Source organism: Natronolimnobius baerhuensis (assembly GCF_002177135.1).
GTDB lineage: Archaea > Halobacteriota > Halobacteria > Halobacteriales > Natrialbaceae > Natronolimnobius > Natronolimnobius baerhuensis.
The window spans coordinates 143,135-160,472 of record NZ_MWPH01000001.1 but is presented as its reverse complement, the minus strand read 5'-3'; the positions used below and the strand labels follow the sequence as shown (position 1 = coordinate 160,472).

Below are 17,338 nucleotides of genomic sequence, written 5' to 3'. Positions count from 1 at the left end.
AGTTCGACACACTCGTGAATTGATCATATTACACATATGATTTGAAAAGCGACTGGTTCATGTGTGGGCTGTGTCTGGGAACGATGCAGACAGGTGGCACCTGACGGAATCAACGCAAAGTCAATCCAGTGTGTAACCGTGCTATGACAGACGGTGAACAGCACTCGAGCAATCCCAAAAACGAGATGACTGCTGACATGGATACAGCGACTGAGACAAACGATGGGACCACTCCGCCACCACATCTGACAGACGAGGTTTCACACGACATAAACTACCGCAAAGAACCGGAGGCGTGCGAAATTGGCCGCGGTGAGGAGGGCGTGTTCAAAGTTCAGCCGTACAAGTCTGAACTCCTCCCGCTGTGGGGATACGCTGATCGGGAGACGGCAGACGATGGCGGGGAGGCCATCTACGAGCAGTTCCAGCGGTACAAAAATCGCGACGATTTCGTCGGAATGGACATGGCACGGAAGTACCTCCAAATGGGCTACACGCGGGCAATGCGATACGCGAAATACCCTGGTGGTCAAAAGTATGAAAATGGACAGGAGCGAGAACCTCTCTACTGGGCAGACAGTGAGAAGCGCAACGCCGCACTTGTCTACGACGTGTGGCTCACGCTCGTTCGAGACGACGAGCGGTATCAGGAACTCGAGTCAGTCCATCGGGGTCGTAGTGAGTGAGGCGATTGCGTGGACGTGGTCGGGAGGTCCGTTACTCCGCCGCGTCGGTCTGGAGCTGGCGCAGCCTGCGGATGCGTTTGTGCGTCGGCGGATGCGTCGCCCCCGTCGGAAGCAGCGACCGCGAGGGGACGATACAGAATGCGTTGAACCCGGCAACGCGGCGGAGGTCAGTATCCGGTGGCGTGGGCGTCGAGTGCAACGTCGCGAGGGCGCTCGCGAGCGCAAACGGCTTGCCCGTAATGGCTACGGCGCCACGGTCAGCAGCGTACTCGCGATATCGCGAGAGCACGAGCGTTCCCGGCAACGTGGCGAGATAGACCGGGACGCCGATAAAGAGAACGTACATCGCAATCCAGAACGGAAGCCCGAGAAACATCGTCGTCGGCGTCAGGGCTCGAGTCGACAGCGTGATCGCGGTAATCGCAATCGTCGTTGGGAATCCAGCAATCGTCATCACCGCCGAGTCGCTGTTCTTCAAATGGGCGAGTTCGTGTGCAAGCACCGCCTCGAGTTCGTCCTCCTCGAGCGTTTTCAAGAGTCCGGTCGTCACACAGAGGACGGTCCTCGAGCCCGTTCCCGCCGAGAGCGCGTTCGGTTCGTCGGCAGGGATAACGGCGACTGGCGGGCGCAGGATGTCTGCTTGCCGTGCGAGACGGTCGGTGGTGTCGTACAGCGGCGGATACTGTTCGCGGTCGATGGCGACGGCGTTCGTCGCCCAGTAGGCGACGTAGTCGGCCTGCGTGACACAGCCGATGAGGACGAGTGCCAACACGGCACAAATCACAACTGCGAGTCCCGTGGGTGCGAGCGTAAAGACGACCCAAAGTAACACGCCGTAGCCGACGAGCGTGAGGACGAGCGCACACAACATCCGTCCGAGGAGACGGGTGTCAGTCGGCTGGTTCATACGAACACAACGGCCGGAGAAGACATATAGATAACTAGTTGTGGCTGCCATCAATTTCTCGCCGCTTTGATCAGAGAGGGGATTCCCCTCCCGAGGGTCAGGAATGAGATGTCCCGCGAGTACGAAGGAAACGGTTTGATTCCGTTGGTTGCACACAAAGACAAACGGATTGGTGGGGGACAAGAGTATGCCTCTGCAACCCCTAATATACACTATAGTTGATTGATAGACGTCACTTTCTCAAAGCAACGGGGACGGTAGCAGTCGGTACTGGGATTTCCAGTTGTCTCTCGATTCAGACGCCACCACCACAGCCACAAAACATCGAACCCAACGTCACCGACGACCGGTTCCAAACGAGACGAGACGGCGGCGAGTGGACGGACCTCCGCGCTCGAGGCGTGAATCTCGGCATGGCGAAACCGGGTCACTTTCCGGGCGAAGCAGCGATCACGAAAGCCGAATACAGTCGCTGGCTGAGACAGATTTCGGAGATGAACGCGAACGTGATCCGAACGTACACGCTTCATCCACCGGCGTTCTACGACGCACTCGCCGAGCACAACGTCGACCGAGATGAGCCGTTGTTACTCTTACAGGGAAACTGGATCGACGAACAGGTGATGGACGAAGCGGGAGATATGTTCGATTCCGAGGTACTCGCGATCCAACGAGAGCGGACAGAGAACGTTATCGATGCAGTACACGGAAACTGCTCGATTGCAGAGAGGCCAGGGCACGCAGACGGACAGTTTCGGGCGGACGTCTCACCGTACGTCCTCGGATACATACTTGGCATCGAGTGGAATCCGGAAGTCGTCCACGCGACCGACGAAAAACACGACGGACTCGAGGAGTACGAGGGAACCTATTTTACAACGGAAGACGCGACACCGTTCGAGCACTGGATGGGCGCGCGACTGGACGACGTGGCTACGTACGAAGACGAACAGTACGACACGCTTCGGCCGTTGAGCGTGACCAACTGGCCGACGACTGACCATATCGAACAGCCCGCAGAGCCCGTCGAAGAGGAGCGACTCGCGAGCGCCACACTCAACCACGTGCTGCCGACCGACCAATTCACTCGCGGACTCTTTGCGACCTACCACGTCTATCCCTACTATCCAGATTTCCTGAACTACGAACCCGACTACGTCGACTACGTTACCGAAGACGGCGAGCGAAGTAGTTACCGCGGCTATCTCGAGGACCTCCTCGAGGCGAACGACTATCCGGTTTTCATCGGCGAGTTCGGTGTCCCGGACTCGCGAGGAATGACCCACAGACACGTCCACGGGTTCGATCAGGGCCATCACACTGAACACGAACAGGGAGCAATAAACGCCGAACTGTACGAACAGATACTGGCGTCGGATTCGCTTGGCGGTGCCGTCTTCGCCTGGCAGGACGAGTGGTTCAAACGCGTCTGGAATACGATGGACTACATGGACCCGAACCGCCGCCCGTACTGGTCGGACTTCCAGACGTGCGAGCAGTCCTTTGGCCTCCTGAGTTTCGATCCGAAGGGTGAGACCGACATTACCCTCTCTGGGGACCCGACGGAGTGGGAGGGCGCAACCGAGTTACACGCCGACGCGAGCGCGGAGCCCCTGTTGAGTCTCGACGACGGCCATAACGGGGAGCGAACGCTCACCGGACTCGAGGCGGCGGTCGATCCCCGCTATCTCCAGCTCAAACTCACCTACGACGACCTCGGTTCGAGCGTCGACTGGGAGCGCACGAATACGTACGTCCTTCTCGATACCAAGCCGGATCAAGGCAACACCTCGATCCCGTTCAACACGGCCCTCGAGACGAACGACGGCGTCGATTTCCTTGTCCATCTCGCAGGGCCCGACGACTCTCGTGTCCTCGTCGACAGCTACTACGACGTCTTCTACTACATCTACGGGGAAACTCTCGAGATGATCCCCGAGGTCGAGTACGCAGGCGACCGAGATAGTGGGGAGTTCCACGAGATCGAGCTGGTGTTGAGCCGAGAGATGGAGATTCCGGACCCGGAACAGACCGTCCCGTTCGAAAGCTACGAAACCGGGAAACTACGGTTCGGAATTGGCGATCCAGACCACGAGGAGTACGATTCGTTGGCTGACGTTTGTGTGACCCCAGAAGAGAACATGATCGAAATTCGACTCCCATGGCTACTCTTGAATTTCGGCGACCCGAGTCAACGTGAGGTCATCGCGGATCTCTGGGATGACGAGTACTCCCTGGAGGAGTATGCAGGGGATGTTATCGACGACATTTCAATCTCCGCAGTGACCGTCAGGCCGGATTCGGAGCAGGAGGCAGCTGACCTCGAGTCGGAGCCGAACATTACCGATTCACTCTCCGAGATACGTGATGGGGAGTTGCAGTTCGATTCGGCCGCCCAGTTCACGTGGGAGACGTGGAACGAACCCGCCTACAGCGAGCGGCTCAAAGAGTCGTATGACGTGATGCAGCAGGCGTTTGGTGCTGTCGGCAAGTAGCCACGCCAGTCAGTGCAGACTGACCCGCACGACGGGAACGCGGTTCGAAAGAGGCGTGGATTCGGAATGAGTACGCGGTTCGGAACGAATGGAGTGAGTGAGAATTTCGGACAGTGAACGTGGTGTATACACAGATTTTGTTGTTACTATCGGTGGGAAGGAGGAACTCACGGATCGTCGTTTCCCGCAACGATCTAGAGTGATGACCGCGCCACGAGATCGTCTGCGAGCATCACATCGTGTGTTCTATCGGTACTCTTCCGACGAGCCAGTAATATAAATACGATAACACGAGAAGTAACACGTCACTGATGAAGAGTTCCGAAGCCGAAACTAACGACTGGGACGGGACCGACTATCGAAACGATCACTCGTTCGTTTACGAATACGGAGCAGACGTGTTGGCACTTCTGGATCCCCACAACGACGAACGCATCCTCGATCTCGGGTGCGGGACAGGAGAACTTACACGTGCTATCTCGAGCGAGGCGGCCGACGTCGTCGGGGTAGACACCTCCCCAGAGATGCTCGAGACCGCACGAGAGAGTGACCCCGAGTGTTCGTTCGTTTGTATGGATGCTCGAGAACTGAGTTTTGAAACCCACTTCGATGCGGTCTTTTCGAACGCGATGTTGCACTGGATTCTGGACGCCGACCAGAACCAGGTGCTCCAAAACGTACACGACGTGCTCGCTTCCGGCGGACGGTTCGTCGGAGAGATGGGCGGGAACGGAAACGTAGCCGCAATCACGAACGCCGTCGAGCGGGAACTGACCCAGCGCGGCTACGAATTCGACCATCCGTGGTATTTCCCGAGTATCGGTGAGTACGCAACCCGCCTCGAGTCCACCGGATTCGAGGTAAGAGACGCACAACTGTTCGACCGACCGACGGAACTCGAAAACGGAGAAGACGGGCTTGAAGCGTGGCTCGAGCTGTTCGGCGATGGACTCTTCGCGCCGTTATCGTCGGATGAGCAAGACGCCGTAATAGCGGCTGTCGAGGACGACCTTCGTGACCAGTATTTCCGTGATGGGACGTGGATTGCCGACTACCGTCGGCTCCGGTTCGTCGCTGTTGCACAGTAAATCGGTGGCCTCGGCACTCATAGGGCTCATCACCACCGGGTGCCGAGTCCGGCTCAGAGCGGAGCAATCGTCATCGGCCGCTCGAGGCTACGAGCGACGACCCCAAGATGGTTTTGATGAGGGTTTTGTCAGTCGTCTCGAGTGCCGGGTGAGACGAGAGCGGCGTTGTGCTCGTCGATGAGACTCTGAATACGGTCTGTCTGGGTTGGAGAGAACATCGCTTGGACACACCGCGATGGAGTGTCGGTGGCTGCACGCGCTGGCGGTGACGTCGGAGTGGTGTGGTCGGCTGTGTCGCTGTCTGGTGCCGCGTCGAAGTCGGTGTCAGTTCGGGATTGGGTGTGTGGGCTGGAACTCATGGAAGTTGCGTGTATAGGCGTCGTCGAACAGTCGTCTCACAGTGCAGGGGGACTCGAGGAGTGATCGAAGACGCGCAGGTACAGCGATAGCGAGCGTGGCAACCGAGTGGTGTGTCATCGGTACAACCTGCTACAGCGCCATCCATCATAAAAGTTCATGTTATAAAATACGCAATGTGTTGTGTAATACCATGGCATGAATGGTACCTCGAGCGCCACTGTTTCGAGTGGCACCTGAAGCCCGTACGGCTAAGTTCGCCAGTGATGACCGCTCGAGTAGCATGGGATCGAACTCTGGGGAGAGTCAGACACCAGCCGCAGGTGACGCTGACACACCGGTCGATGTGAGTTTCGTCGTCCCGGCTCGAAACGAAGCCGGGTACCTCTCTGAAACCCTCGCGAGTCTCGGCGCACTCGAGACGGCCTACGAGTACGAGGTGATCGTCGTCGACGGCGACTCGAGTGACCGGACGCCCGCGATTGCACGCGAGTACGACACTCGAGTGCTCGAGGGCGATGGCTCGAGTATCGCCCATGGGCGAAACTACGGTGCTCGACACGCGAGTGGCGATTGGCTGGCGTTTATCGACGCCGATACACGGGTACGTCCGACCTACGTGACCGACCTCGTCGGGTATGCGGAGGCTACCGGATTGGCCGCTGCGAGTTCCTACTGTCGGATCACCGGCCCGATGCGAGCCAAACTGATGGAAGCGACGCTCAATCACATCCTTTCGCGCCTCGAGAAGCCGATTCTCCCGGGATTTAATTTCCTGATTAAACGGCGTGTATTCGACGAGATCGGCGGATTCCCAACGGTCGCCAACGAGGATACCGCGTTCAGCCGCACGGTCGCAAGCGCGTATCCGACCGGCTACTATCCCGACGTATTGGTCGAGTCCTCGGGGCGGCGCATCGCCACGCAGGGACTCACCGGAACGTTGTATCACTACGCCCGATTGGATCGAAAGCGCCTGCAAGCAGGCGCGTAGCAGTCCCTCGTTCGGCACAGCAACCAGCAAGGGTGGACTTTTTGCGCGTCGACAGTGCCACATCGACCATGACAGTCGACGCCGAAGCCGCACAGCTCCTCGAGAGCGAGCCGCTGATGGCCCATCTGGGAACCTGTGTCGACGGTCGGCCACACGTCGCCCCGGTCTGGTATCGCTACACGGACGGGGTCGTCGAAATCGTGACGACCGGGCGAAAACTCGAGAATGTCCGCGAAAATCCGCGCGTGTCGCTGTCCGTGCAGACCGACGACGCTGGCCAGACAAAGTGGATGGTCACACTGCTCGGGACGGCCACCATCGTCGAAGACGACGAGGCGACGGACGCCGCTCGAGAGCGAATTAACGACAAGTACGGCGCGGAGTCAGACGCCTACGCGGAGAACACGCTCGTCCGAATCGATATCGGCTCGAGTAGCTACCAGACGTACTGATTTCGACACGTGTGCGGTCAGGCAGAGTCAATTGCAGCCAGTACGTCCTCAAAGCTCCCGCCATCGTATCGGATCGCATCCCAGCCTGCAGCCTGTGCGCCCTCGATATCGCTGTCGCTGTCCCCGACCATCACGTACCGATCCGCCGGGAGGCGCGTCTCGAGTTCGCGATACGGTGCTTCGGCGGGTTTGTGCGCTCCAACGTCGTAGGAGGCGACAACTGCATCAAAACGCTGCTCAAGGTCGTTCCCGCGGAGCTTCGCCAACTGCCAGTCGCGGACGCCGTTCGTGAGCACGCCGAGGTCGTGCGTATCTGCTGCTGAGAGTTCCTCGAGAACGCGACGAGCATCCGGCGGTGGCGAAAACGACTCAATCTCGGCCTCGAGCAGGGCGGTCGCATAGCGTTCGGGATCGTCACAGTCGTCGATTCTGGCGAACGTTCGCCTGATCGGCTCTGGCTCGCACTCGGCGAAACACTCGAGAAACGACGCAGTGTAGGTCTCGAGCCACGCATCAGGTGCGTCACCGCGAACGGACGTAATCGCGTCTGCGAGTACGTCTCGGTAGGCTTTCACCGTACGAAGCACGGTGCCGTCGAGGTCGAACACGATAGCCGTCATACGCTGACATTCACGTCAGCGAACATAACAGTTCATGCAGTCGTCGGGCGCTCGCATCGACTCAGTGACGGCTGGCCGTGGCTGGTCACTCCTCGAGTCGCTCGAGCGCCGCAGCCACGACGAGCGGGAACGTGATCGTCGCATCGCCGTAGACGGAGACGTTTTCGGCGTCTTTCTCGAGTTTGCCCCACGAGCGCGCTTCGTCGAGCGTCGCGCCGGAGAGGCCGCCGGTCTGTTTGGGGTCCATCGTCAACTGGACGGCGTAGTCGTAGGCATCGGGCGAGACGAGCATCGTCTGGAGGGTGAAGTTCTTGGGAACCCCGCCGCCGACGACGAACGCGCCCGCCTCGTCGGCGTAGTAGGCGATATCGGTCAGCGCGGTCATGTCGCCGAGCGCGTCGAGCGTGAACGGGCCGGTCTGGGAGTACATCCACGCCTGCAGGCCGAGGACGGAGTCCTGGACGGCCGGACAGTAGATCGGCACGTCCGACTCGTAGGCCGCGGCGGCGATCCCGGCGTCTTCGTCGATCTCGTCGCGCTCGTTGACCTCGGCGTTCGCCCGCCCAAGTTCCTCGGTAAGTCGCTGGATCGAGACAGCTCCTGACTCCTCGCACTCGGCCTCGAGCACCGGAAACACCTCGTCTCGGAGGTGTGACTCGAAGGTGGCGAAGAACTCCTGTGGGAGGTAGACGTTGTAGATGCGGTCGACGCCCTCATCGCGGAGGGTTTCGTCATGTTCGCGTTCGGTTTTCCCCTCGGCGTGGACCGCGCCGTGGTGGTGTTTGCCGCCGATTGCCTCGATGGCGTCGTGCGTGAGATTTGCCCCAGTGGTCACGAGGACGTCAATGTGACCCTCACGAATCAGATCAGAGACGATGCGGCGCATGCCGGTCGGCACCATCGCACCCGCGAGTCCAAAGAAGACGGTCACGTCGTCGTCGAACATCGACTCGGTAATATCGACTGCCTCGTGGAGGTCTGCCGCGCCGACGCCGGCCGCACCGTACTCGTCCGCGAGGTCGCCGACGGTCATCCCGGCACGGACTTCCGCGTGGCCGATTGGGTCGTGGGAAAACGTCTCCCGTTCCTGCTCGTCTGACTCGTGTGAATCGTGCGGGTCGCTCATATCGACCTGTCCGCGAGCCAGTGGTTTGAACGCGCCGATTCAGTCGTGAATAGGACGCCGACTGAAGAGAAAAGTACAGAACCAGCCTGGCGAGTCTGGTTTCGGATTACCTAACAGTGATCGTCTGGATCGACGGTAGCCGTTCCGATGGCATGACCCTCGTAGAACAGCGTCACCGTTGCCTCCCCGTCCGGGGCAGCGACCCAGAAAATCTCGGCACTACTGAGATCGTCCGGTATCGTGACCGTGCCAATCTCGCCGGTCTCAGCGACACGGTAGACAAAGGTTCGATCGGTGTGAGTTCCGCTTCGCACGTAGAACCGTGCTTCTTTCGCCTCGGGGTCAATACACCGGCCATCGAATCCGATCCGACTTCGAGGGACACACACGGTTTCCGTCGCACTCTCCGCGGCATCAATCTGGTGTTCGTCGTAGAACAGTCCGACGAGTGCGTCGCCCTCTGGGGCAGGAATTTCGAAGTAAGTTGCACTTTTTGCTTCGACAAAAATAGAACCAGTCTGCTCGGTATCATCAACTCCGTACGCGACTGTGATTGACTTCTCGTTTTGGTTCTCGACCCGGTACCGAGCGAGTCCAAGCGGAGTATCGACGCACTTGGCCACGAGCCTGACGTTGTTCAGATCGATAGTACCGCTGTCGTCCTTGTCTTTGTCCTTGTCGTCGTACTTGCCCTTCTCGTGTTTCTTTTCTTTCTTAGCCTTCTCGTCGTGTTTTTCTTTCGTGTCCTTCGTGTCTTTCTTGCCTATCTCGCGTTTCTTTTCTGCGTACTTGTCCTCGTCGTGCTTCTTGTGATCTTCGTGTCTCTTCCCGTTCTTCCGGTCATTCGCGTCCATTCCGTCTTCCGGAAGGGCCTTGCAGTTGTTCGGGTTCACCAGCGTTTCTCCGCCGATCGTCACGGAGAGGATCTCGTCACCGGCATCGAACGTGTGGTCGTAGAACTGGAAGACATTGAATTCGGCAACGTAGTAGTCGCCGTATACCGCGGGAAACTGGTACACATGCGCGGCCGTGATCGGTTTCACGACGTTCTCGAAGCGTTCACGTTCCGCGTTGTACGTGCGAATCCAGACGTTGATCGGCAGCGAGTCCGTGTCCTCGAGGAGGACGTACAGTGAGTGACACTGCTGGAAGGTCACCTGAGAGACGCCGTGGTCGTCCGTTTCCTGTGCGCTTGCTGTACCGAGCCCGATGCCAGCGCCGCCGATAAGTGCGCCAGTCGTTGCGATTCCTTTGAGGCTATCCCGTCTTGAGAGAGTACGTTCGTCGGTCATAGGTTCGCTCCCGGCCGCCGGCGGTCACGCCGACCCGGTGAGTATCGAGTACTCCGAGAGACGGACGGTTTGTAATCAGTGAACTAACCAAACTCACGAGACTACTACTTCTTGAACGCTCACTGCGTCGTGAGAGTCATGGCTGTGAACGTCTCGAGAGCGATTCGAATCCGTAGAGAAACCGCCGACTAGTAGCGCCTACGTCCACCATTCGATGTACAGACACACTGGAAGTCTATGGATATGGATTGAAAGGCCACCATACAGGGCACGCCACAGGCCATTGTCTACTCGAGACGACTGACACAGGAGTTGGCTACTCGAGTCGACCATCGAGAAACAAGGTGATGTGCACACGCAGGGACGAGACAGCAGTGACCTACCGACGACAGTGTGCGCTTACACGGTCAAAGGAGAGTACATAGACAGCGTTGCTCGTCGCGGCTGTCAATCCCAGCGCCGAATCTTGTGATTGGCCAGCGCACTTCATGCAGTCACAACACGAACGGTCGGAGGCTCGCAATGGTGTCTCTCACCGGTGCGACAACGCACAGGAAAGGACGGTGATCGCCATCGTCGGAGTCCACATCGTCGCCTCTCGAGCACAGTGGCTCCTTCGGGGCAGTATGGGACTGTTACGGGGCAGATATCGGGCGTTCGGAGACTGAACGCTACAATCCAGTCGGGGCGTCGATAAAGGTCGTCTCGAGACCCCACTCAGTTTCGGCCAGATCTTGCAGTGCGCGCACACCCAAGGTCTCCGTCGCGTAGTGACCTGCCAGCATGACGGTGATTCCGGCCTCTTTTGCGGCGTGGTAGACTTTCTGTTTACCCTCGCCAGTCACGAGTGCGTCGACGCCGGCCGTCGCAGCCTCGTCGAGCCAGTCCGTGCCGCTGCCGGTGACGATGGCGATCTCGTCGATCTCGCCCGGCCCAAACTCGAGCACGCGGACGCCCTCGCCGCCGGTGTCGAGATTGGCCTCGAGGCGGTCGCGCAGTGTCGCGGCCGTGTAGCGCTCGGCGGCGCGTCCGCGCTGGCCGATGTACTCGCTGCCGTGCTCGCCGAAGGGCGTGCAGTCCTCGAGGTCGAGGACGTTCGCGACCCCTGCTGCGTTGCCCAGTTGCTGGTGTCCGTCGAGCGGGAGGTGGGAGGCGTACAGCGCGAGGTCGTTCTCGAGCAGCGTGTCGACGTGGTTGTAGGTGCGGCCGGTGACGCGGTCGAAGCCGCCCCACGAGATGCCGTGGTGGACGACCAGCACGTCAGCGTCGGCGTCGGCCGCGCGCTCGAACGTCTCCTGTGCACCGTCGACGGCGAACGCGACGTGCTCGACCGACCCGGTCTCGGGACCGACCTGCAAGCCGTTCACGCTCGCGTCGATGTCGGCGTAGTCTGCGTGGCGTAACTCCGCGTTGAGCTGGGCGGTGAACTCCGCGAGATCCATATCTCCAGTTTGGCCTCGAGCGATTTGTATGCTTGCGATACGTACTGGGCGCAGTCGGAATGTCAGTACTCCTCAAGAATACCCACCCACAGTCGCCGCGAGGGAGGACTTTACCAGCATCCCGGTAAAAGAGAACGCTATGATACGTCCCACAGTGAGCCACGAAACTGGTGCGATCTACGAGTTCACACCCGATCTCGAGGCAATCGAAACCGTCGAGTCGGGAACCGAGCTGACGATTGACACCCGCGATAGCCTCGATGGCGCAGTCCAGTCCGACTCGGACGTCCTCGAGTCGGTTCCCGAGGAGGTAAACGCGGCCACAGGGCCAATCGCCGTTTCGGACGCCGAGCCGGGAGACGTACTGCGAGTCGAGATCGAGGCCATCCGACTCGCCGAGGACCACGGCCGCGTGGTCACCATCGACGGCTTCGGCCTGCTCGACGGCGACGAGGCGATTGACGCGCCGAGGACGCGTATGACGCCCGTCGATGGCGACAGCGACGAGCACACGATTTCATTCGACGACCTCGAGGTGCCAGTCGCGCCCGTAATCGGAACAATCGGCGTCGCTCCCGACGCGGAGTCGTACACGACGCTCGTCCCGCACGATCACGGCGGGAACCTGGATACGACGGATATCACGGTGGGCAACACGGTTTACTTACCCGTCTTTCAGTCAGGCGCGATGCTCGCGATGGGTGACTGCAAGGCCGCGATGGCCGACGGCGAGATGTGTGGCACAGGCGCGGAAATCGCCTGCGAGATCGACGTGACACTCGAGGTCATCGACGGTGACGACGCTGCAGTCGACCTCGAGCGGCCGCTGGTCGAAACCGACGACGCCTGGAAGCCCCTCGCGAGCGCGGAGACGCTCGAGGAGGCCTGCAAACTCGCGAACCGGGATGCGATTTCGTTACTGGCGGCTGAACACGGGTTCGACGACACCGAGGCGTACATGGTCTCGAGTCTGGTTGGTGGACTCGAGATCAGCCAGGTCGTCGATCCGCTGGTGACCGTTCGAAACGCGATTCCGAAGACGTACCTGTCCTCGCCGTTCTGAGCGGGCGCTTTCACCGCCTACTCTGTGGACTCGAGGGCTGGTTGCCTAGAGTCACCACGAATTGGCGTTTGGAGCTTCGAGCGCTGGCTCGAGAAGCGTCTCGAAGACTGCCTCCGAATGTTCGTACTCGAGTGGTGCCGTGAGAGTGATCTCGTTTGTGTTTGGATCGTACTCGAGGACGTCGTGGTCGTCCAGTCGCGGGAGGTGATTATGTACAAGTGCGAGTCTGAGTTGCTGGCGGGTCGGCTCGGCTGCGTCGTCTTCGGCTGACTGCTGGTCGCGAGTGCCGAGTCGCCGTACTGCTTCGGCAACGGAAACGGTTTCGCCGTGCTCGAGGTGACAGACCAGCCTTCGTCGGTGGTGGTTCGAGACGATTGCGCGAGCCGCCGGTCGGTCGATCTGGGGGAGTTGCGGCTGTGTCACGAGCCTACGTTAGGGCATCGACAGTGCAATTGTTGTCCCTAACTGGTAGGGTACTGATCGTTCGAGACGATGAGTGGGCGCGTTGGCAAGATGGATTGATGCCAGTCGACGATGGGTACTGAAAACAAAACGCAGTCGACCGCACGGAAAGCTACTGTGTCTGGGCTGTCGCGCCAGCCGAAAAGACGAACTCCCGCAGCAGTTTACCGGCCAGCGAGGCTGCCTGTCCGTCGTCGCGGTCGTTGACCTCGACCACATCGAACCCACTCGCATGGGGGGCAACCGCGCGGACGATATCGCGCATTTCGCGGGCCTCGAGGCCGAACGGCTCCGTCGTCCCTGTCCCGGGTGCGTACGCGGGGTCTGCGGCGTCGATGTCGACGCTCAGATAGGTGGATCGAGCCTCGAGGTCGACGACATCGTCGAGGGCGAACGACGGCGCTGCGACCGTCTCCGGTGAGACAACGGTTACGTCGTCGGCGTCTGCGCGCTCCCACTCGAGTTCGCTGCCCGTCCGGGCACCAAGGATAACGGCCTCCTCGACGGAGTCGACATCCTCGAGAATGCGGCGAGTAACGGCCGCGTGCGAGAGCGGATTGCCGTCGTAGGCGTCGTACAGGTCGAGGTGGGCGTCCAGACAGACGAACACCTCCGGTTCGACAGCGCGGACGCCCGCGAGTGAAACGGTGTGTTCGCCACCCAAAACGAGCGGGATGGCGTCGTCCCAGACGGCGTCGCGAAGTGTTCCCTCGAGCCACTCGAGGTACTCGGAAACGTCGTCCCACGTGTGGACGTCGCCGCGGTCGACGACGCCGAGATCCGAGAAGTGCTGGTCCGTCCGGTAGTCGTAATCGTCAAACGGCGCGGCAAAAGATCGAATGCGCCGAGGGCCGAATCGGGTCCCCGGCTGAAAGGTCGTCGAGACGTCCAGGGGCGCACCGACGACCACGAAGTTCGCGTCCGCCGAATCGGCCGTCTGGCCGGCAGCGTCGCCTGCTCCGCGTTTGTCAGTCGCCCCGGGAAACATTAGACGATCTTTCGCTGGTCTTCCATCTCGAGGTATTCGATGTTATCGTCGGGGGAGACATCTTTGTCCTCGGGGATACGCATCGTGATCGTCTCGTAGGTTTCTAAGTCCATGACCTGCATGTCGTTCCCGTCGACGGAAACGATCTGTCCCTGTTTTCGCTCGATGATTGGGACCCAGATCTTCGCGTCGACAGGCTGGGAGAGCGAGCGTTTCTTGCCGTCAAAGACGCCCTTGGCCTCGACGCGGGCCTTCGCGCTGCCGTGTTTGCCGGGCTTTGCGGTCGAGTAGCCGTTAATCTGACACGCTGCATCGTCGATCATGACGTAGCTTCCTTCCTGGAGTTCGCGAACTTCGGTTTGCTGTTTCGCCATGTCCCGGGGTAATCAACCGACGGGCATAAACCGTTTGGAATGCGCTCCGGACGCCTGTACTGCGATACCGAGGACCGACCAACGTCGAAATCCCTACTACGTAGCCCGCCAAGGATGTGCCAATGATGGCAGTCTTCGGAGACGTTCCACCGGTACTCGGCGGCATTGCCGTCGCAGTCGCGGTCGTCGTCGGCGTCAAACTCGTCCAACGCTTGCGGACGCGCGGCCAACGTGGTCGCGTTCAGGTCCTCGAGGAGCGCCTCGCCGACTCGATGCCGGCCGGTCAGGGAACCCACCTCGAGTCGTCACCACAGGTCCGGGCAATCGATAGCACCGACGACGAGCCACCGGCGATCATCCCGGTCATCCGGATCGACCTCGAGACCGCCGACAGGCCGGGGATGGAACTCGTCTTCGGCTACGTCGTCGACGTCCTCGAGGCGATCCATCCGGTGCTCGAGGAGCGCGATGACCGTGTCGAACGGTACGACCTCGAGTTTACGTTCGGTCCTGGCGGCCTGCTCGTCGACGGCGAGTGTCGGCGCGTCTCAGTGCCGCCGGCGTTTGCACAGCGAGTGGCCACCGATGACGAGTATCGGGCGTTCGAATTGCACCGAGACGTCAAAGCGGCCTCCGAGGGCAAGAGTGACGAGCCGAACGCAGACCGTGCGACGCTCTGGGGGCCCTGTCGCGAGTAGGACGTACTGGAAGCGGTTTCCGGTCGATACCGCAGATTAGAGTGTAATTCAATCGAAAATCGCGAGCACAACACAGCACAGTAGTACAGCACCGGCAGCGAAGAGACCGCCGAGGACGCCGGTGAGTACGTGGCTATTCGTCATATGCGGAGCGAACAGGGAGCCCGCTGTTCCACCGAGTACAGCAGCAATCGGTATCGCTAGCACTACTCTTCGCTTGTGGGCCCACGCATCGAAATCCGTCGTGAGCACCTTCTCTCGGACCGACATACGACGACTATCTACCCAGCACGATATGTAGTCCTATGTTTTATCGGAGAACGCAACCCCTTAGGACGCAACTGCTGGACGTGAGAAGTTACCACCGAAAGCCACTCTGCTCCGCCGGCACCTCGAGCGGACTCTCCGGCAGCCCATCGCCCACGTCAGCGTCGTTGTACGCCCCCGGCGCAACGTCGTTGGGCGAGTCCGGATAGTACAGCGAGGCGAGCAGTTGCAACTGACCGCGGCCGACGCCGAGTTCGAACTGGCCGCCGCCGTACATCGTAATGTCACGCTCGGCGCAATAGGCAAGCGTCTCGAGCAGTGACTCGAGCGAGCCAAAGCGCGAGGGTTTGATGTTCAGCCACTCGGGTTCCCAGGGTAGCGCCTCGACGTCGTCCACACCGTGGATCGGCGCGTCCCAAGAGAGTCGACTCCGAACTGCAGAGTCCTCGAGCAGTGGCCGCGTCTCGTCAGTAACGCCGGGATCCTCGATGACGGCCTCGGGGAACGCCTCGAGGACGCGCTCGTAGAGGTCGGGATCAGCGGGGACGTCCACGTCGGTGCCCTCGTACTGCCCTTTGAGATCGAGGATTTGTATCGCGTCAGTGCCGACGGCGTCCTGAATCGAGTCGACGACGGCGTCGTCCCACTCCGGCGTGGGGTCGAGTTTAAACTCGAGGTCGGGCACCTGTTCGTGCAGTTGCTCGAGGCGGTCGACGGTGGGCGGGTCGCCAAGTCTGGTGCTGGTGACGAACCGCACCGGTTCAAGTGAACGCTCGAGTGCGTCCTCGAGGCCCACATCGGTCTGTCGAAGCGCGAGGTCAAACGCCGCGCTCTCGAGTGCCCAGCGCCGGTAGTTCCGAAAGACCTCGCGGTCGGGCGCGCCCGCGGGAAAGAGATCCATGTCCTCGAGCGCGTCGGAAAACGACTCGAGGGTGTACTCGCCGGTCAGGTCCGGCAGGCCGGTCTCTGCCAGTCGGTCGTGTTCTTCGGTTTCGTAGGTGACGTCCTCACCGATCCCCTCGAGTCGGTCGTCGCCGGCCGATTCAGCCGCTAGACCGGCGAGCGTCACTTCCGTCGTTGCACGGGTGAACTCACTCGAGGTCTCGCGCTCGAGGCGGGTCGTCGAAACGGATGCGATCTCGAGGGACAAATCGGCAATCTGCTCGTTCATCGTACTGATCCATCACGGGCGAGTCAGAAGTACGTTTCACCGACCGTGAACGCTCAGTTCCAACGAATTCAAACACTCGAGTGGCGATTGGCACCCCGAATATATAAACCATCAACGCGAAACCGCGACGGAGACACTCACCTTCGAACTCGACGGCACTGTCCTTGAGACGAAAAACGTGACGCTCGAGCCGAAAGCCGAGGCGGGCCTCACGACACTGCAAATGCCCGAAAACGCGACTGGCGAGTCGTTGCTCACCATCAGTACTGAAACGAGCGAACACGAGGCAGGAACGATTGTCATCGACGCCGGCACACTCGAGGGAACGGTTACGGATGCTGACGGAACGCCACTCGAGACGGCGGTTGAAATCAGAGACACGGAAACTGGAGTCGTCGCCGACACAGTGATGACTGACGACGAGGGGAGCTACAAAACGACTGTCAGCTCTGGGACCTATGAGATTGCTGCTGAGGCAGTCGAATCGACTGAAGCAGCCACAGTGGAAATGGACGAAACGACGACCGTCACTATCAGTAGATAGAATCGCGACCTCGCTATTCAGAATTACACCTGTAACCGAATCTGGAAGTTCGGTCACTGCACATGCGAGCAAAACGATTGATTATTGTTCAATAACCCACCAACTTTTTATCCATTCCAAATTACAGTTCTATCATGGGACTCCATGACTTGCTGTCACAATGTAATAAGCTCCTCGAAGGGGAGGATATGACTGGAAAACAGGCAGCCCTAATAGTTGCTGTCTGGATGGGAGCCACCGCTCTCTTCGGGATTATTTCCTATATTGTGGTGTTTGTGATTATGGGTTTTTAATTATCGTTGCCAACTCCTG

Annotated in this window: 19 protein-coding genes; 9 read left to right on the top strand and 10 right to left on the bottom strand. The window is 59.9% G+C overall.

Annotated features, from left to right (window positions below; translation table 11 throughout):
* The first annotated feature begins 245 nt into the window (after positions 1–245).
* On the top strand, positions 246–686 hold the full coding sequence (locus B2G88_RS00815) for a DUF4385 family protein (RefSeq protein ID WP_054863755.1): 441 nt from the start codon (positions 246–248) through the stop codon (positions 684–686).
* 31 nt (positions 687–717) lie between these two features.
* On the opposite strand, the gene B2G88_RS00810 is transcribed toward B2G88_RS00815, so the two are convergent.
* Positions 718–1,593, bottom strand: a complete 876-nt coding sequence (locus B2G88_RS00810; protein ID WP_054863745.1) for a M48 family metalloprotease — start codon at positions 1,591–1,593, stop codon at positions 718–720.
* Between the two features lie 218 nt (positions 1,594–1,811).
* Between B2G88_RS00810 and B2G88_RS00805 the strand changes: the two genes are divergently transcribed.
* Positions 1,812–4,088 (top strand): twin-arginine translocation signal domain-containing protein, encoded by a 2,277-nt coding sequence (locus tag B2G88_RS00805; RefSeq protein WP_087713712.1) that lies wholly within the window; start codon positions 1,812–1,814, stop codon positions 4,086–4,088.
* Positions 4,089–4,399: 311 nt separating this feature from the next.
* A complete protein-coding gene (locus B2G88_RS00800) occupies positions 4,400–5,176 on the top strand; it encodes a class I SAM-dependent methyltransferase (RefSeq protein ID WP_054863741.1) in 777 nt (258 codons plus the stop codon).
* Between the two features lie 128 nt (positions 5,177–5,304).
* Here the strand turns inward: B2G88_RS00800 and B2G88_RS00795 are convergent, their stop codons facing one another.
* On the bottom strand, positions 5,305–5,535 hold the full coding sequence (locus tag B2G88_RS00795) for a hypothetical protein (protein ID WP_054863740.1): 231 nt from the start codon (positions 5,533–5,535) through the stop codon (positions 5,305–5,307).
* A 281-nt stretch (positions 5,536–5,816) separates the two neighbouring features.
* On the opposite strand from B2G88_RS00795, the gene B2G88_RS00790 reads away from it, so the two are divergent.
* Both B2G88_RS00790 and B2G88_RS00785 read left to right on the top strand, forming a co-directional pair.
* The gene (locus B2G88_RS00790) at positions 5,817–6,527 is read left to right on the top strand and encodes a glycosyltransferase (RefSeq protein WP_054863739.1); all 711 of its coding nucleotides are present in this window, start codon (positions 5,817–5,819) and stop codon (positions 6,525–6,527) included.
* Between the two features lie 68 nt (positions 6,528–6,595).
* The gene (locus B2G88_RS00785; protein WP_054863738.1) at positions 6,596–6,979 is read left to right on the top strand and encodes a pyridoxamine 5'-phosphate oxidase family protein; all 384 of its coding nucleotides are present in this window, start codon (positions 6,596–6,598) and stop codon (positions 6,977–6,979) included.
* 17 nt (positions 6,980–6,996) lie between these two features.
* Here B2G88_RS00785 and B2G88_RS00780 read toward each other — a convergent pair whose 3' ends face one another.
* From B2G88_RS00780 to B2G88_RS00765, 4 genes are all read right to left on the bottom strand, one after another.
* Positions 6,997–7,599: an HAD family hydrolase gene (locus tag B2G88_RS00780; protein WP_054863737.1), complete on the bottom strand. Its 603-nt coding sequence runs from the start codon at positions 7,597–7,599 to the stop codon at positions 6,997–6,999.
* Between the two features lie 85 nt (positions 7,600–7,684).
* Entirely contained in the window at positions 7,685–8,725 is a 1,041-nt protein-coding gene (locus B2G88_RS00775) for a deoxyhypusine synthase (protein WP_087713711.1), read from the bottom strand.
* Positions 8,726–8,835: 110 nt separating this feature from the next.
* The gene (locus tag B2G88_RS00770) at positions 8,836–10,017 is read right to left on the bottom strand and encodes a hypothetical protein (RefSeq protein WP_054863736.1); all 1,182 of its coding nucleotides are present in this window, start codon (positions 10,015–10,017) and stop codon (positions 8,836–8,838) included.
* A 671-nt stretch (positions 10,018–10,688) separates the two neighbouring features.
* Complete coding sequence (locus B2G88_RS00765) at positions 10,689–11,459, bottom strand: Nif3-like dinuclear metal center hexameric protein (RefSeq protein ID WP_087713710.1); 771 nt, start codon at positions 11,457–11,459, stop codon at positions 10,689–10,691.
* Positions 11,460–11,598: 139 nt separating this feature from the next.
* On the opposite strand from B2G88_RS00765, the gene B2G88_RS00760 reads away from it, so the two are divergent.
* A complete protein-coding gene (locus B2G88_RS00760; protein ID WP_087713709.1) occupies positions 11,599–12,522 on the top strand; it encodes an acetamidase/formamidase family protein in 924 nt (307 codons plus the stop codon).
* A gap of 51 nt (positions 12,523–12,573) precedes the next feature.
* On the opposite strand, the gene B2G88_RS00755 is transcribed toward B2G88_RS00760, so the two are convergent.
* The 3 genes from B2G88_RS00755 to B2G88_RS00745 all read right to left on the bottom strand — a co-directional run bounded on the left by B2G88_RS00755 (position 12,574) and on the right by B2G88_RS00745 (position 14,346).
* Positions 12,574–12,945, bottom strand: coding sequence for a DUF7344 domain-containing protein (locus tag B2G88_RS00755; protein WP_054864084.1), 372 nt, complete (start codon positions 12,943–12,945; stop codon positions 12,574–12,576).
* Between the two features lie 151 nt (positions 12,946–13,096).
* Positions 13,097–13,972, bottom strand: coding sequence for an agmatinase (speB, locus tag B2G88_RS00750; RefSeq protein ID WP_087713708.1), 876 nt, complete (start codon positions 13,970–13,972; stop codon positions 13,097–13,099).
* Positions 13,972–14,346, bottom strand: coding sequence for a translation initiation factor IF-5A (locus B2G88_RS00745; RefSeq protein ID WP_054864085.1), 375 nt, complete (start codon positions 14,344–14,346; stop codon positions 13,972–13,974). The genes speB and B2G88_RS00745 overlap by 1 nt, the downstream gene beginning before the upstream one ends.
* Positions 14,347–14,471: 125 nt before the next feature.
* On the opposite strand from B2G88_RS00745, the gene B2G88_RS00740 reads away from it, so the two are divergent.
* Entirely contained in the window at positions 14,472–15,044 is a 573-nt protein-coding gene (locus B2G88_RS00740; protein WP_087714270.1) for a hypothetical protein, read from the top strand.
* A 358-nt stretch (positions 15,045–15,402) separates the two neighbouring features.
* On the opposite strand, the gene B2G88_RS00730 is transcribed toward B2G88_RS00740, so the two are convergent.
* Positions 15,403–16,482 (bottom strand): enolase-like domain-containing protein, encoded by a 1,080-nt coding sequence (locus B2G88_RS00730; RefSeq protein ID WP_087713707.1) that lies wholly within the window; start codon positions 16,480–16,482, stop codon positions 15,403–15,405.
* A 178-nt stretch (positions 16,483–16,660) separates the two neighbouring features.
* Between B2G88_RS00730 and B2G88_RS00725 the strand changes: the two genes are divergently transcribed.
* Together B2G88_RS00725 and B2G88_RS19365 are read left to right on the top strand one after the other, a co-directional pair.
* Positions 16,661–17,026 carry a carboxypeptidase-like regulatory domain-containing protein gene (locus B2G88_RS00725; protein ID WP_054864087.1) on the top strand — a complete coding sequence of 122 codons (366 nt, stop codon included), beginning with the start codon at positions 16,661–16,663 and terminating at the stop codon, positions 17,024–17,026.
* Between the two features lie 134 nt (positions 17,027–17,160).
* Complete coding sequence (locus tag B2G88_RS19365) at positions 17,161–17,319, top strand: hypothetical protein (protein WP_176393154.1); 159 nt, start codon at positions 17,161–17,163, stop codon at positions 17,317–17,319.
* Positions 17,320–17,338: the final 19 nt, after the last annotated feature.

What these genes read in the sequence shown, in the direction of transcription:
- B2G88_RS19365 (WP_176393154.1), top strand. Translation starts at nt 17,161, where the DNA reads ATGGGACTCCATGACTTGCTGTCACAATGTAATAAGCTCCTCGAAGGG.
- B2G88_RS00760 (WP_087713709.1), top strand. Translation starts at nt 11,599, where the DNA reads ATGATACGTCCCACAGTGAGCCACGAAACTGGTGCGATCTACGAGTTC.
- B2G88_RS00780 (WP_054863737.1), bottom strand. Translation starts at nt 7,599, where the DNA reads ATGACGGCTATCGTGTTCGACCTCGACGGCACCGTGCTTCGTACGGTG.
- speB (WP_087713708.1), bottom strand. Translation starts at nt 13,972, where the DNA reads ATGTTTCCCGGGGCGACTGACAAACGCGGAGCAGGCGACGCTGCCGGC.
- B2G88_RS00790 (WP_054863739.1), top strand. Translation starts at nt 5,817, where the DNA reads ATGGGATCGAACTCTGGGGAGAGTCAGACACCAGCCGCAGGTGACGCT.
- B2G88_RS00785 (WP_054863738.1), top strand. Translation starts at nt 6,596, where the DNA reads ATGACAGTCGACGCCGAAGCCGCACAGCTCCTCGAGAGCGAGCCGCTG.
- B2G88_RS00730 (WP_087713707.1), bottom strand. Translation starts at nt 16,482, where the DNA reads ATGAACGAGCAGATTGCCGATTTGTCCCTCGAGATCGCATCCGTTTCG.
- B2G88_RS00810 (WP_054863745.1), bottom strand. Translation starts at nt 1,593, where the DNA reads ATGAACCAGCCGACTGACACCCGTCTCCTCGGACGGATGTTGTGTGCG.
- B2G88_RS00765 (WP_087713710.1), bottom strand. Translation starts at nt 11,459, where the DNA reads ATGGATCTCGCGGAGTTCACCGCCCAGCTCAACGCGGAGTTACGCCAC.
- B2G88_RS00740 (WP_087714270.1), top strand. Translation starts at nt 14,472, where the DNA reads ATGGCAGTCTTCGGAGACGTTCCACCGGTACTCGGCGGCATTGCCGTC.
- B2G88_RS00770 (WP_054863736.1), bottom strand. Translation starts at nt 10,017, where the DNA reads ATGACCGACGAACGTACTCTCTCAAGACGGGATAGCCTCAAAGGAATC.
- B2G88_RS00800 (WP_054863741.1), top strand. Translation starts at nt 4,400, where the DNA reads ATGAAGAGTTCCGAAGCCGAAACTAACGACTGGGACGGGACCGACTAT.
- B2G88_RS00795 (WP_054863740.1), bottom strand. Translation starts at nt 5,535, where the DNA reads ATGAGTTCCAGCCCACACACCCAATCCCGAACTGACACCGACTTCGAC.
- B2G88_RS00745 (WP_054864085.1), bottom strand. Translation starts at nt 14,346, where the DNA reads ATGGCGAAACAGCAAACCGAAGTTCGCGAACTCCAGGAAGGAAGCTAC.
- B2G88_RS00775 (WP_087713711.1), bottom strand. Translation starts at nt 8,725, where the DNA reads ATGAGCGACCCGCACGATTCACACGAGTCAGACGAGCAGGAACGGGAG.